This is a genomic window from Legionella sp. ST3F1 (assembly GCF_048553315.1).
In the GTDB taxonomy this organism is placed as follows: Bacteria; Pseudomonadota; Gammaproteobacteria; order Legionellales; family Legionellaceae; genus Tatlockia; species Tatlockia donaldsonii.
On sequence record NZ_JBLZIO010000001.1, the window covers coordinates 199718 to 213919 of the forward strand.

Consider the following 14202-nt stretch of genomic DNA (forward strand, 5'->3'; position numbering starts at 1 on the left):
TAGAAACTGCCTAATCTGATTATTTAGTTTTATGGTCAAATTCACAAAGATCGCGAATAAGGCAATCGGGGCAACGCGGTTTACGAGCAACACAGACATAGCGGCCATGTAAAATAAGCCAGTGGTGAGCATCCTGGATGAATTCTTTGTCAACCTGCTTAAGTAAAGCCAATTCAACAGCCAGTGGTGTTTTTCCCGGGGCTATTCCAGTTCGATTGGCAACCCGAAAAATATGGGTGTCTACTGCCATCGTTGGCTGACCAAACGCTGTATTGAGCACCACATTGGCTGTTTTACGCCCTACACCCGGCAACGCTTCCAAGGCTTCACGACTGCTTGGTACTTGACCATCATGCTTTTCAATAAGGCATTGGCAAGTCTTTACCACATTTTGTGCTTTACTATTAAACAAGCCAATTGTTTTTATATACGTTTTTAGTTGCTCTTCACCGAGAGCCAATATCGCTTGGGGCGTATTGGCAACAGGAAAAAGTTTAGCCGTTGCCTTATTAACACTCACATCAGTCGCCTGCGCGGAAAGCATGACAGCAATGAGCAATTCAAAAGGCGAACTATAACGCAACTCTGTCGTAGGATGGGGATTTTGAGCGCGAAAACGTTCAAAAATAGCACGACGTTTTGCTTTGTTCATTTCTTCTTTGCCTGCACTCTCATCAGTGCTTGCCTGATATAGTCCTGTTTTGCTTGTACATCCTGCCTGACATCGCTGGTTTTACCGGCCAATTGGCGCTTTTCACGATAAATTTGCTGTTTCTCCTGTTCTTCCCTTAACAAACGCGCCTGTTTGGCATGAAACCGTTGGCGAGCTACTGTTTTATCGTAGCCAGGTTCTGGCAAATCCACCAGTTCAATACAATCTACGGGACAAGGCGCCACACAGAGCCCGCAGCCTGTACATTCATGAGCAATAACAGCATGCATCACCTTGGCACTACCAATAATCGCATCAACAGGACAAGCTTGAATACATTTGGTACAACCGATGCACTCCGTTTCACGAATAACAGCAAGAGAAGGCGGACGCGTATTTGCTTCGACTGCCGCTAAGTAGGATTCTGTATCAACGCCTAACAACTCACCAAGAGCTCGCATTGTCGTCACCCCGCCGGGTGGACAACGATCAATAGGTGCAGTACCTTGCGCCAAGGCTTCAGCATAAGGTAAACAGCCTGGATAGCCGCACTCACCGCATTGTGTTTGCGGTAATAACTCATCAATTGCCTTAACAGAAACCATCATTTTATCTTCATACCAGGTTGCGCTCCTGCATCTGGCTGTAAAAGAAAAATATCTTTCCCATCACCCGCGGCCAAGACCATGCCTTCAGATATCCCAAAACGCATGGTTCGTGGTGCCAAATTTGCTACTACCACAGTCAAACGACCGATGAGATCATCAGGTGCGTAAGCGCTTTTAATTCCGGCAAATACTTGTCGCTGCCCATCACCCAAATCCAGTTGCAGGCGTAATAACTTATCCGCTCCTTCAACAGCTTCAGCAGACATAATTCGAGCGACCCGTAAATCAACTTTGGTAAAATCCTCAATACTGATTGTATTCTCTACAGCCTTAGCCTGGTTTTTTTGAGCATCCGTTGCATTCACCAGAGACTCCTTGGTTTGTAATAGCATGGCATCAATTTTCTCTTTTTCTACTCTCACCATGAGAGGTTTAAACGTATTAATCGTGTGGCCAAGCAGCGGTTTATCGATATTGTCCCAGCCCAACGCTTCGCAATTTAGAAATTGTTCGCAAGCTTCAGCCATCATCGGTAATACCGGCTTTAAATAAGTCATTAACAAACGAAACAGATTCAAACCCATAGTACAAATTGTCTGGACATCAGCCAAGCGCTCATTGTCCTTGGCAAGTACCCAGGGCTTGTTCGTATCGATATACTGATTAACTCGATCAGCACATTCCATGATTTGTCTGATAGCACGCGCATAATCCCGCTTGACAAAGGCATCGATAATCTCTGTCTTTTGAGCCAGCAGCTGCTGGTAAAGAGCAGGCTCTGCTAATTCCGTTGCCAATTGATTATCAAAACGCTTATTAATAAAACCCGCACAACGACTAGCAATATTAACCACTTTACCTACTAAATCTGCGTTCACCCGGTTAATAAAATCATCAAAATTCAAATCCAGATCATCAACACGACTACTTAGTTTTGCAGCAAAATAATAACGTAAGTACTCTGGATGCAAGTGAGCGAGATAAGTACGAGCTTCAACAAAAGTACCGCGTGATTTTGACATTTTCTGGCCATTCACGGTTAGAAAACCATGTGTAAAAATGGCTGTGGGTAATCGATGTCCACTGGCTGCCAATAAAGCCGGCCAGAACAACGCATGGAAATAAACAATGTCCTTACCAACGAAATGGTACAACTCCGTTGTAGCGTTTTTATCCCAAAACTCGGCAAAGGACAAATTATTTTCATCACTGTATTTCTTAAAGCTAGCCATGTAACCAATCGGCGCATCTAACCAAACATAGAAATATTTATCACTAACATTCGGAATTTGAAAACCAAAATAAGGCGCATCACGGGAAATGTCCCACTGTTTTAAGCCAGCAGCAAACCATTCGTCCAATTTGTTGGCTACTTCTGTTTGCAAATGGCCATTACGCGTCCATTCCTTTAATAATTGTTCATAACGCGGCAAATCAAAGAAATAATGCTCAGACTCTTTTTCAACAGGCTTTGCGCCGGAAATAGCGGAAACAGGATTAATGAGTTCGGTTGGTGCATAAGTTGCACCGCAAGATTCGCAATTATCACCGTATTGATCGGCAGCACCACATTTAGGACATGTTCCTTTCACATAGCGATCGGGCAAGAACATTGCCTTCACTGGGTCATAGGCTTGGCGAATGGTTTTTTTAACAATAGCGCCAGCCGCTTGTAACCGTTCATAAATTTGAGCAGCCAATAACCGGTTTTCCTCGGAATGAGTTGTATGGTAACAATCATAAGCAATAGCAAATGCTTTAAAGTCCTGCTCATGACTCTGTCTCATTTGCGTAGTCAGTTCTTCCGGAGTTATCCCCAATTGTTCTGCTTTCAGCATAATTGGCGTGCCGTGGGCATCATCACCACAAACACTGATACATTCATGGCCTAGCATTTTATGAGTACGCACCCAAATGTCAGTCTGGATATGTTCGACCAAATGCCCCAAGTGTAAGTGTCCATTCGCATAGGGGAGTGCGCTGGTCACCAGCATTTTGCGGACTGTTGTCATAAAGTGATTACTCGCAACAATAAAAATGGCAAATTATAACGCATACGCCGCTGGAATGCTCGATTTATACGTTACAATAAAGGCTAATATTATAGTTGCACGATGAAAAAGGATAATAAGCCTCATGAATAACCCACGTCTTATTATTGGTATTAGCGGTTCATCCGGTATTATTTACGGTATTCGCTTGCTGCAAGTCTTAAAAAATTTTCCTATTGAAACGCATCTGATAGTGAGTAAAGCCGCTCAACTCACCCGTGCTTGCGAAACCAATTTAACAATGGAAGAACTTAAGAATTTAGCTGATAGTTATCATCCTGTTAATGATATCAGTGCGTCTATCGCGAGTGGCTCCTATAAAACAAAAGGCATGATTATCGCCCCCTGCTCCATGAAAACGCTCGGCGAAATTGCTCATGGTATTACAGGGACTTTGCTGACCCGCGCAGCCGATGTCGTTCTTAAAGAGCGCCGCCGTTTGGTTTTAATGCCGAGAGAAACGCCCTTGCATCTGGGACATCTGCAAAACATGGTCACCATTACACAAATGGGAGGAATTATTTGCCCGCCTGTCCCCGCCTTTTATACTCAGCCACAAACGATTGATGATTTGATTAATCATAGCGTCGGGAGAATTTTAGATTTGTTCGATATTGATAGCGGCTTAGTAAAACGTTGGCAAGAATAATCGCTAGCAACCTAATAATGAAAAACTGTTACTGGAACCGTTCTTGCCTCCCCTGATTAAAAACAGTTATTTTTGCGGGGTGAGCCTATATCTGTAGAAGGGGAAAGATGGCCATCAACCTTTATGCCTCGGCTCGGCGAATCAATGGGCGAAAAATAATGCGTATCGTCACCATACTTTTCACCCCCATTAGCAGGAGCCATCTTATCACCGTCTGATTGTCTTTTTTTCAAACCACCCTCCTGCATATTACGATGGCTAGTAGTTATTAAATGCTCCGACAGTTCCGGCTGCAACAAATGATCCAAACCATTGTAAATAGTCACGACCGTATTAAAGAGAATACTGGCAACCACATTAATACTGAACACAAGGGCGGTTATCGTAAGAACAGCAGCCGGGAGAGGCATAGGTCCTATAAATGCTAAAGGCGTGGTATCAAATAAAGTAAACCCGGCAATTGCCAGAATGAATGGTGGATAAAGAAAGGCTACCGTAGCAATGGCTATAGCAAAGGCTGTTGCAATAAGAAGAGCGAAAGTCATCGCCCAATGTTCACTGAGTAATTTCCGTAAATCTCTATTCTTTTCAGTACGATAACCGTCTCCCAAATTAATATCGTCCGGGCGAAAAAAATGATCCATGGCGTTGTATATTGCAACCACTATATTAAAGAATGTACTAAGAATCAGATTGATGCTAAAAACAAGAGCAGACAAAGTAGTAATGGCGGCAGGAAGGGGCATTAACCCAATAAAGGCTAAGGGCATAGCATCTGATAGGGTGAATCCCGCTACTGCCAGTATAATTCCGGGATGAAGAAAAATTATTGTTCCCGTCGCAACTGCAAGCGATGTTGCAATAAAAAGAGCTGATGCTGCAGCCCAATGCATCCTTGAAAACTCCAAAACAGTCATGTCTTTCTCCTTGTTTTAGTAACCGAGGCGAATCATAGCAGGCGGCTAACTAAAAACGAACTGGAAATGTACAACCGTTGTCATAACGCAAAGCAAATGGCTCTAAAACGAACCTATTTCGTAGAATGCTCAACCTTTATACGGAATCCATGTCCTGGTTCAATACTAGAAAATAAAATTATGTTTAATATCGAACCTGCTGGGGAATACTTTAAAGATACAATGTTGGATCAGCCACTCCAGCGGCCTCAAAGCCTTGTCGGCGGTAGGTACAGCTATCACAGCGCCCACAAGCATGGCCACTCTCTGTTGCTTGATAACAAGATACGGTCAATGCATAATCTACGCCTAAATGCTTGCCCGCTAAAATGGTTTCTGCTTTACTCAAATGTTGTAAAGGCGTATGTAATTTTACCCCTTCGCCTTCCACGCCAGCCTTGGTTGCCAAATTAGCCATGTGTTCAAAAGCAGCAATATACTCCGGACGACAATCTGGATAGCCAGAATAATCAACTGCACTGACCCCAATAAAAATGTCACGCGCACCAATGACTTCCGCAAAACTCAGTGCAATAGATAAAAATACCGTATTGCGTGCAGGGACATAAGTCACTGGAATTAGTCCATCTCCTTTATAATCTGGTACCGACCGTGTTTCATCGGTCAAAGCCGAACCGCCGAATTGACCAAGATCGAGGGTCACGACACGGTGTTCTACTACTGAGAAATGAGCAGCAACGCGGCGTGCTGCCGATAATTCCACGGAATGCCTTTGGCCATAGGCAAAGCTAAGTGCATAACACGCAAATCCTTGCGCTTTCGCCATCGCCAAACAGGTCGTAGAGTCAAGGCCTCCTGATAATAGAACAACTGCTTTTTTCATTTTTCACTCATTTTATGAAAGGAATAATTTTACATTGTGGTTACTTGGCTACCAACCACCCTTATTTTTAGTGACAATTATAATCATCTTGGCTACAATTGCAGCTCTGATTTCTTTTTTTTAACAAAATCGCAGCTGATTTCATAATTAATTTATCAATTGTGTAAATTTGTTCCTTAAATGCTTGTTCAATAAACAGAGATTATGTTATAAAAAAAGAACATGTTGCACTATTTCAGTGGTATTTCTTGTGCACTAACTTTTTATTGTTGAGGTGATATTATGCCTACAAGCGTTCCTTTTGTAAAAATAGCCTTGCTTTCGCTTAAGGACCGCGGACATGTTATTTTAAATAATTTACTGCACACTCCCTCACTTATAAAAAGAATAACCACACGTAGTATGCGTGCACGCTCTTCATAACGAGCTTTTTCCCGCCATTGCTGATTGCAGCAAATGAGCAATCTCTAAGTAAATTTTTAAATTATTGCTTTAAAACCAGGAAATTATTTATGCCTCCATCCCATCTAAATCAGCTTAAAGACAGCTTTTTTAATAAAAAGCCTAAAGTATCAGAAGCCTTTGACTTTAAGGCTGCTGATTTTAACCTAAATCAGCTGGATGCAGAATTTTCATCTTTATATCAGTTATTCCTTTCTAATAAAAAGCGCTGGGAAAAAGACCGAGACAACGACATAGTGTGCTGTATGGAAGCGCTTTGTGATTTAATGATCCTCTATTACCAATGCAACTATGATGAAGCTACGCTTAATGATCTGCACAAGAAGAAAGCAGAGATAGTTAGTTTTAAAACGCCAAGTGCCTCTTCCAAGTCTAAAGAGGGTAAAAAAGCAGTTCCGCTTTCTTCTTTTTTAAGAAATAAAGTATCTGATACTGTTTCTGATTATAAAGCGAGCTTAACTGATTCAGCCAAATTTCGTGATAACATCTCTAACTTAAATAACAATCGTATTTATTGGATTTACTGTCATGGCATGATCAACAACGCCATTGTTCTTTTGCAAAAAAGTGGTATCCCTGATTACTTAAAAAGAGTAAACGCAACATTTGGACACCATTACAGTATGGATGACTTTGTCAAAGCGCTCGATAAGCCGCAGCAAGTCTTATACGTGTTGAGTGTAAGTATCTATGCATTGCGCTTTATAATTAACCTGGTCACAGTAACAAAACGGGTTATGGATGCCGAGTCAGGAAATGATTTATCAGGCAAAAAAGTTTTAAAACAAGAACTGGAAAAAAGTGGCTTTTCCATGCTCAATGATAGCGTTTGGGGCACGGTCAATTTGCTAACCAATTACAATAAGCTTTTTCATATTTCGGTGGCCGCAGCGGATAAAATAACCGTAGCCTTTTTAGTTTTCGATGTAGCACTCATCCTCGCAAGCTGGCTTTTTGAAAAAGCTAAATATAATCATCGTATTGCAGAATTAGAGGAGCAACAAACTACTGGGTTGCCTAAATCAGAACAACAATTAGCCGTTATAAACCGGCAGATTGATATCTTAAATGACGAATGGGCAGCTCAAACGTCTTATTATGCTTTTAACGTCGTCGCAGCAAGCGCTGTCGTCGCTGGCTTTGGGGCAACCTTGATTTTTACCGGAGGGCTTTCTCTGGCTTATCTAGCTGCTTTAAGCATGCTGGGAACTGCCATGTATGTGTCCGCAGATGACTACAAGACCTATAAAAATTCAACGATAGCCATTCAGCGCGAATTGGTCAATGGTAAACTGGTCGATGATACAATACATCAGGAATTACTTATCCAATTAAAGAAGGAAAGCAGTGACGCCTATTCCAATTTTTGGAAAGGGTTATTCTACAATACAACCGGACCTGCATTCTTTATCACTGCAGCAGCGGTTTCTTGGCCAGTAGCTCTTTTAATGACTGCCGCTTATCTATTTTACCAAATAGATAATTCTCATAAGGAAAGTATGGCAGAGAATAACTCAGCACCAGAGACCCCGGGCATTTACCGTTTGATAGGTTAACAAACAAGCATAGACAGTAATAATTTGTTCCTTGCAAGGAGGCTTCAAGAATCAACTTTTTTATTCATGCTACTTAGAGGTTGGGTATGCTAATAAAAAAATGTATAATTGCTGATTTGTTGCGCAATAGTTTCCTTAAATGAATCTTGAAAAACATTACGACGTTATTGTTGTCGGCGGTGGCCATGCCGGTACTGAAGCAGCACTTGCAGCAGCCCGTCTAGGTGCTCAAACACTGCTACTTACTCATAACATGGATATGCTTGGGCAAATGTCTTGCAATCCTGCTATCGGCGGTATTGGTAAAGGCCATCTGGTCAAAGAAATTGATGCACTTGATGGTGCCATGGCTTTAGCTGCCGATAAAGCAGGTATCCAGTTCCGTATCCTCAATGCTTCTAAAGGACCGGCCGTGCGAGCCACTCGAGCACAAGCAGATCGTGTACTTTATCGGCAAGCAATTCGACAACAATTACAAAATCAAGTTAATTTAACGTTGTTTCAACAGGCCGTTGATGATTTGCTGGTTGAAGGGGAACAAGTCAAAGGCGTTGTCACCCAGATGGGTTTAGTTTTGCGAGCCCATGCTGTCGTTTTAACTGTGGGTACTTTTTTGGGCGGAAAAATTCATGTAGGAATGAGTCAATATGCTGGTGGGCGCGCTGGTGATCCCCCTGCTATTGCCTTGGCAAAACGCTTACGTGAATTAGAATTGCCTGTCGGCCGCTTGAAAACCGGAACGCCTCCCCGTATCGATGGGCGCTCGCTTGATTATGCACAAATGTCGGTTCAACCTGGCGATATGCCTGTGCCCGTATTTTCCTATCTGGGGACTACGGCACTACATCCACAGCAACTGCCCTGCTACATAACACATACAACTGCCGCTACGCATGAAATTATTCAAGCCAATCTGCATCAATCCCCTATGTATGCGGGTGTTATTGAGGGTATTGGCCCTCGCTATTGTCCTTCCATTGAAGACAAAGTAGTTCGCTTTGCCGATAAAACATCCCACCAGATTTTTGTTGAACCCGAAGGATTAACCACAGACGAAATATATCCCAATGGTATATCAACCAGTTTACCTTTCGAAGTACAGGTTCAATTTGTTCGCACTATCAAGGGCTTTGAAAATGCTCATATTACTCGCCCGGGTTATGCCATTGAATACGATTATTTTGATCCACGCGGCTTAACACCTTACCTCCAGACCAAACCGCTCTCCAATCTGTTTTTTGCTGGTCAAATCAATGGTACTACTGGCTATGAAGAGGCGGCAGCGCAAGGTTTGATTGCCGGCATGAACGCAGCCTTACAAACGCAGGAAAAACCCTTATGGTGTCCTCGTCGCGATGAAGCCTACATCGGTGTCCTCATTGATGATTTGATTACCTGCGGGACCCAGGAACCCTACCGGATGTTTACCTCAAGGGCAGAATATCGCCTGCTTTTACGTGAGGATAATGCCGACCTTCGCCTCACAGAAAAGGGCCGTGAATTAGGCTTAGTGGGCGATGAACGCTGGCAAGCTTTTTGTAAGAAACGGGAAGCAATAGAGCAGGCACAAGCCCAACTGAAAGACACCTGGATCCGGGTTGCACACAATGAAGATTTCGCTGCGATGATTGCAAACCCGCTGCAACAGGATTGCCGTGCGGCAGATCTCCTTAAACGACCGGAAATCAACTATAGGGATTTGCAGGCTGTTACTCATTTGGGTTTACCAGAGTTAGCTGCTGATATTGCTGAACAAGTAGAAATTCAAAGTAAATACGCAGGTTATATAGAACGGCAACTCCTGGATATTGAGCGTTTACGCAAGCATGAGAACACGCAGCTACCGGAAAACCTGGACTATACGGCTGTTCCTGGTTTGTCGACGGAAGTCATCCAGAAATTAAGCCGTATCAAACCAAGAACAATGGCCCAGGCAGGGCGCATTTCAGGTGTCACCCCGGCAGCCTTATCCTTGTTGTTAATTTATCTCAAAAAGCATCGAGAACCAGCATGAGTATCTCACCTGAGCTGGCTTTAATTCTCAATAAGGGTCTGCAAGAACTGGGCATATCAACAGAAACTGAACCACTGTTGCATTATTTATCATTACTACACAAATGGAATCGTAGTTATAATTTAACTGCGATTAGAGATATGGATGTCATGGTTACCCGTCACCTGCTTGACAGCTTGGCTATTGCGCCATGGATTCGGGGCAAACGTTTGCTGGATGTTGGGACCGGAGCCGGTTTACCAGGTATCCCGTTAGCACTTATACAACCTGACTTACATGTGGTTTTACTGGACAGTAATGGCAAAAAAATACGATTCCTGCAAGAAGTAAAGCGTGCTCTGACCATAGATAATATTGAAATCGTGCAAACTCGTGTAGAAAACTACCACCCATCACGCGGTTTTGATACAGTAACAAGTCGGGCCTTCAGCGATCTGGCGCAAATGTTGAAATGGACTAACCATCTTGTTGAGACAAATGGTATCTGGCTTGCCATGAAAGGACGCTATCCTGAAACCGAACTGGCGAGCATCAACCTACCCTATCAAGTCCAGTCCTATACAGTACCCGGCCTGGATGGTAAGCGTTGCTGCGTCATTATTGAAAATGCAATCAAGGAATAACCATGGCAAAAGTCATAGCCATTGCCAATCAGAAAGGGGGCGTGGGCAAAACCACGACAGCAATTAATCTAGCAACTTCTATCGCTGCGAATCGTCAACAGGTTTTACTCGTTGATTTAGATCCCCAAGGTAATGCAACGATGGGTTCAGGCGTTGATAAAAGCACGCTGGTGCATACTGCGAATGATGTTTTACTGCGTGATTGTCTCGCCGAGCAGGCTTGTTTAACCACAGCCTGTGGTTTTGATTTAATACCGGCTAATGGCGATTTGACTGTTGCCGAAGTTAGTTTGATGGAAAGAAACCATCGTGAAACCTTCCTATTTAAGGCATTACAATCCATACAAAGCGCCTATGACTTTATCCTAATCGACTGCCCTCCTGCATTAAATACACTCACTATCAACGCATTAGTAGCCGCCGATTCCGTGTTAATTCCGATGCAATGTGAATATTATGCGCTCGAAGGTTTGGCTGCCCTGGTGTCCACTATTGAACAAATTAAGGCCTCGGTAAACCCGCGCCTGCATATTGAAGGTGTTCTACGTACCATGTACGATGCACGTAATCGCTTGTGCTCTGACGTCTCAAAACAGCTATTGGAGCATTTCCAAAATAAAGTATACCGAACGGTAGTTCCAAGAAACGTACGCCTTGCTGAAGCACCCAGTCATGGTTTGCCAGCGTTATACTACGACAAATCATCACCGGGCGCAGCCGCTTATATGGTATTAGCTGCCGAAGTCATTAGTAAGCAAACCACCGTGGCCGGTTAATCGAGGTAATTATGACAACAAAACGCAGTGGTTTAGGACGTAATTTATCTGCCTTACTAGGTAATTCTGCGGTAAATTTGCTTAATGAAAAAGCAACAACCGAACGATTAAACCTGGCTATAGATAGCTTGCAACCTGGTAAATATCAACCTCGAGCAGAAATCGAGGAGGCACCGTTGGCTGAATTGGCTGCATCCATCAAGCAACAAGGCTTGCTACAACCATTGGTAGTTCGTGAAATTGCTAATGGACGTTATGAAATCATAGCCGGCGAACGGCGGTGGCGTGCCTGCCAATTAATCGGTTTTACTGAAGTTCCTGTCGTCTTGCGCCAGGTAGATGACGAAACAGCTATGGCTATCGCTTTAGTGGAGAATTTGCAGCGTGAAGATCTCAACGCCATGGATCAAGCTCGCGCCATGCATCGCCTTACCGATGAATTTGATTTAACCCATCAGCAAGTTGCCGACCTGTTAGGCAAATCGCGAACTGCTGTGAGTAACTACCTGCGTTTATTGGGTTTGAACACGGAAGTAAAACAATTTTTGGAGCATGGTGATTTGGATATGGGGCATGCACGTGCCTTACTTATGCTTAGTGATGAGCAACAAAGTCAGGTTGCACAATTAGTAGTTGCTAAGAATTTGTCAGTAAGGGAAACAGAAAAATTAGTCGCACGCGTCAAAAATGGTAAACCTGAAACTGGCGTGAAAGGAGAAATTACTCCTCTAATCCAGGAGCAGATTGAGACACTGACCCAGCGATTGAAAACTCCGGTTAAGATCAAACCAGGCAAAGCGGGTAAAGGAACCTTAATCATCCATTACGATACCCTACAAAATTTGCAAACTGTTATTAAGCAATTAATAAATTAGGTGCTCAAGTTTTTATCTTATCTGCCGATATTAAGTCATATGGCGGAGAAGTACTATGCAAATCCAACCTGTGCAACCAGTTGCCGTCAAGTTAAAATGCGGGCACGCCCAGGCATCTTGTTGGTTGGTTGAGCTCGGGGAAAGTGAAATGCAATTGACTAGTACTGATTACCTTGATAAAGAAAGTCCTGTCGTTTTTAACGCCGACTTTTTTCGTGGTGAAGCGATCATTACTCATATCAGCTTTCACCGATACCGTTTTACTTATACGTTAACAATTAATTTTATTCAATTTCAACCTGGCTTACTAATCAACACCAAGCTGTAACGGATGCTAGCACGAACGTAGTTTAGCCTGAGAACTGTTTCTTGATGGGGCTTTGAGGCAGGATTTAGCTTCGTAGAACTTTTTCCCTGGCGTCGCTGCCTCCATCAAAGGCTACTTATTTATTCCTGTAGCCTTGATAGAGCTTGCGACATCAAGGTTTATCTCTTCAAGATCGATTTAGCTTATTAGAGCCAATAGACAAAAATAAACAAAAATAACCAGACCACATCTACAAAGTGCCAATACCAGGCAGCCGCTTCAAAGGCAAAATGGCGCTCAGGGGTAAAATGACCACGAATGCAACGCATCAGAATGACAATCAGCATGATTGTCCCGATAGTAACATGCAAACCGTGAAATCCAGTCAGCATAAAGAAAGTCGTGCCATAAATTCCGGCATCCAGCGTTAGATTCATTTCGGTATAGGCTTCATGATACTCATAAGATTGCAGCATCAGGAAAAGTATACCCAGCGCAATAGTACAGATCATCCCTGCGATGAGTTGTTTACGTTTATTCAGTTTCAAAGCCCAATGTGCCCAAGTTATCGTAGCGCCTGATGTCAACAAAATAAGGGTGTTAATAGCAGCCAAACCCCAGGCTCCCATCGCCTTGTCAGCACCGACAAAGGCTTGATTGTCCGGGTTGGTCAGCAAGGGCCAGGTCGCCTGAAAATCAGACCAAAGTGTGATATGGGTAATGGGATGGATATCACCGCCAAGCAGAGGGACTGACCAAAAACGCGCGAAAAAGAGAGCGCCAAAGAAAGCACCAAAGAAGCAAACTTCAGAAAAAATAAACCAGCTCATGCCCCAACGAAATGAACGATCAACCTGTAAATCGTATAAGCCCTTTTCATTCTCGTAAATTACTTGACCAAACCAGCCAAACATCATAAACACTAAAATTGCTAAACCAAGAGTAAAAATATAAGGACCATACCAATCGTGATGTAACCAAGAGGCAGCGCCAACCAGCGTTGTCGTCAAACCAATTGAGCCCACTAATGGCCAGTGACTGGGTTTAGGTACGTAATATGTGCCATGTGCTCCCATTGTATACTTTTCTCCTGTTCTATCTATATCGCCAGCGCAACTGCACTGCGATGCTTAGTTAACGTGAGTCCGCTATATTAAACGAACTGGGACTTAGATACTGGCCCCACACAAATGCTGCGCATTGTAAGGGATAATGTTCGCCTAGCGATATATAAACACAGATTCTGCGTCTATATCGAACTAGTTAATCACTTTATTAGTGACATCAAACAACGTATAAGACAGAGTAATTGTCTTAACCTTTGCCGGTAAATCTGTATCCAAATGGAATAATAAAGGCATATCCATCGCTTCATGCCCATTTAAAGTTTGTTGCGTAAAACAAAAACATTCCGTCTTTTTTAGGTATTTAGCTGCAATGCCTGGTGTGACACTAGGGATTGCTTGCACAGTCATGCGATGATTTGTCTTATTTTCTGCATAAAAAGCAAGTTTAGCAATTTCGCCTGGATGCACTCTTAACTTCTGAACCTTGGGATAAAATGCCCAAGGCACAGAGCTATTATTTGTCGCCACGAACTCCACAACAACCTCTCTTTCATGCACGATTTTTGCCTGCTTTTCATCATAAGCAACTGCTTCGGTATTCGTTTTGCCATTGACTCCCAGCACTCTACATAAACTATTGTAAATGGGTACTAAGGCAAAGCCAAAAGCAAACATGCCGATAACAATCACCGCAAGACTAATCACCAATTTTGCATGACCTTTTTCAGCCATTAAATTCACCACCCTACCTGTTAGTAACTA

The 14202-nt window shown here is 43.1% G+C and carries 14 protein-coding genes; 7 read left to right on the plus strand and 7 right to left on the minus strand.

Going from position 1 to position 14202, the window contains the following annotated elements:
* Nucleotides 1-19: 19 nt before the first annotated feature.
* The 3 genes from nth to metG are packed head-to-tail and all read right to left on the minus strand — an operon-like array spanning nt 20 to nt 3272.
* A complete protein-coding gene (nth, locus tag ACN4Z1_RS00920; protein ID WP_419387976.1) occupies nt 20-652 on the minus strand; it encodes an endonuclease III in 633 nt (210 codons plus the stop codon).
* Nucleotides 649-1257: an RnfABCDGE type electron transport complex subunit B gene (locus ACN4Z1_RS00925; protein ID WP_228364082.1), complete on the minus strand. Its 609-nt coding sequence runs from the start codon at nt 1255-1257 to the stop codon at nt 649-651. Before ACN4Z1_RS00925 ends, nth begins: the two co-directional genes overlap by 4 nt.
* Nucleotides 1257-3272: a methionine--tRNA ligase gene (gene metG, locus ACN4Z1_RS00930; RefSeq protein ID WP_228363616.1), complete on the minus strand. Its 2016-nt coding sequence runs from the start codon at nt 3270-3272 to the stop codon at nt 1257-1259. Before metG ends, ACN4Z1_RS00925 begins: the two co-directional genes overlap by 1 nt.
* Before the next feature lie 124 nt (nt 3273-3396).
* Here metG and ACN4Z1_RS00935 point away from each other — a divergent pair, with 124 nt between their 5' ends.
* On the plus strand, nt 3397-3960 hold the full coding sequence (locus ACN4Z1_RS00935) for a UbiX family flavin prenyltransferase (protein WP_115220063.1): 564 nt from the start codon (nt 3397-3399) through the stop codon (nt 3958-3960).
* Between the two features lie 56 nt (nt 3961-4016).
* Here the strand turns inward: ACN4Z1_RS00935 and ACN4Z1_RS00940 are convergent, their stop codons facing one another.
* Nucleotides 4017-4877, minus strand: coding sequence for a hypothetical protein (locus ACN4Z1_RS00940; protein ID WP_228363615.1), 861 nt, complete (start codon nt 4875-4877; stop codon nt 4017-4019).
* A 211-nt stretch (nt 4878-5088) separates the two neighbouring features.
* Nucleotides 5089-5760 carry a 7-cyano-7-deazaguanine synthase QueC gene (gene queC / locus ACN4Z1_RS00945; RefSeq protein WP_115220061.1) on the minus strand — a complete coding sequence of 224 codons (672 nt, stop codon included), beginning with the start codon at nt 5758-5760 and terminating at the stop codon, nt 5089-5091.
* A gap of 512 nt (nt 5761-6272) precedes the next feature.
* On the opposite strand from queC, the gene ACN4Z1_RS00950 reads away from it, so the two are divergent.
* From ACN4Z1_RS00950 to ACN4Z1_RS00975, 6 genes are all read left to right on the plus strand, one after another.
* Nucleotides 6273-7778, plus strand: a complete 1506-nt coding sequence (locus tag ACN4Z1_RS00950; RefSeq protein ID WP_228363614.1) for a hypothetical protein — start codon at nt 6273-6275, stop codon at nt 7776-7778.
* 139 nt (nt 7779-7917) lie between these two features.
* Nucleotides 7918-9792, plus strand: a complete 1875-nt coding sequence (gene mnmG, locus ACN4Z1_RS00955; protein ID WP_115220059.1) for a tRNA uridine-5-carboxymethylaminomethyl(34) synthesis enzyme MnmG — start codon at nt 7918-7920, stop codon at nt 9790-9792.
* Nucleotides 9789-10415 (plus strand): 16S rRNA (guanine(527)-N(7))-methyltransferase RsmG, encoded by a 627-nt coding sequence (gene rsmG, locus ACN4Z1_RS00960; protein WP_228363613.1) that lies wholly within the window; start codon nt 9789-9791, stop codon nt 10413-10415. Before mnmG ends, rsmG begins: the two co-directional genes overlap by 4 nt.
* Nucleotides 10416-10417: 2 nt before the next feature.
* Nucleotides 10418-11191, plus strand: coding sequence for a ParA family protein (locus ACN4Z1_RS00965; RefSeq protein WP_115220057.1), 774 nt, complete (start codon nt 10418-10420; stop codon nt 11189-11191).
* Between the two features lie 11 nt (nt 11192-11202).
* Nucleotides 11203-12066: a ParB/RepB/Spo0J family partition protein gene (locus tag ACN4Z1_RS00970; RefSeq protein ID WP_228363612.1), complete on the plus strand. Its 864-nt coding sequence runs from the start codon at nt 11203-11205 to the stop codon at nt 12064-12066.
* Between the two features lie 55 nt (nt 12067-12121).
* Nucleotides 12122-12394, plus strand: coding sequence for a hypothetical protein (locus ACN4Z1_RS00975; RefSeq protein ID WP_115220055.1), 273 nt, complete (start codon nt 12122-12124; stop codon nt 12392-12394).
* A 185-nt stretch (nt 12395-12579) separates the two neighbouring features.
* On the opposite strand, the gene ACN4Z1_RS00980 is transcribed toward ACN4Z1_RS00975, so the two are convergent.
* Both ACN4Z1_RS00980 and ACN4Z1_RS00985 read right to left on the minus strand, forming a co-directional pair.
* Nucleotides 12580-13449, minus strand: a complete 870-nt coding sequence (locus ACN4Z1_RS00980; RefSeq protein ID WP_115220054.1) for a cytochrome c oxidase subunit 3 — start codon at nt 13447-13449, stop codon at nt 12580-12582.
* A gap of 183 nt (nt 13450-13632) precedes the next feature.
* Entirely contained in the window at nt 13633-14172 is a 540-nt protein-coding gene (locus ACN4Z1_RS00985; protein WP_228363611.1) for a cytochrome c oxidase assembly protein, read from the minus strand.
* Between the last annotated feature and the right edge of the window lie 30 nt (nt 14173-14202).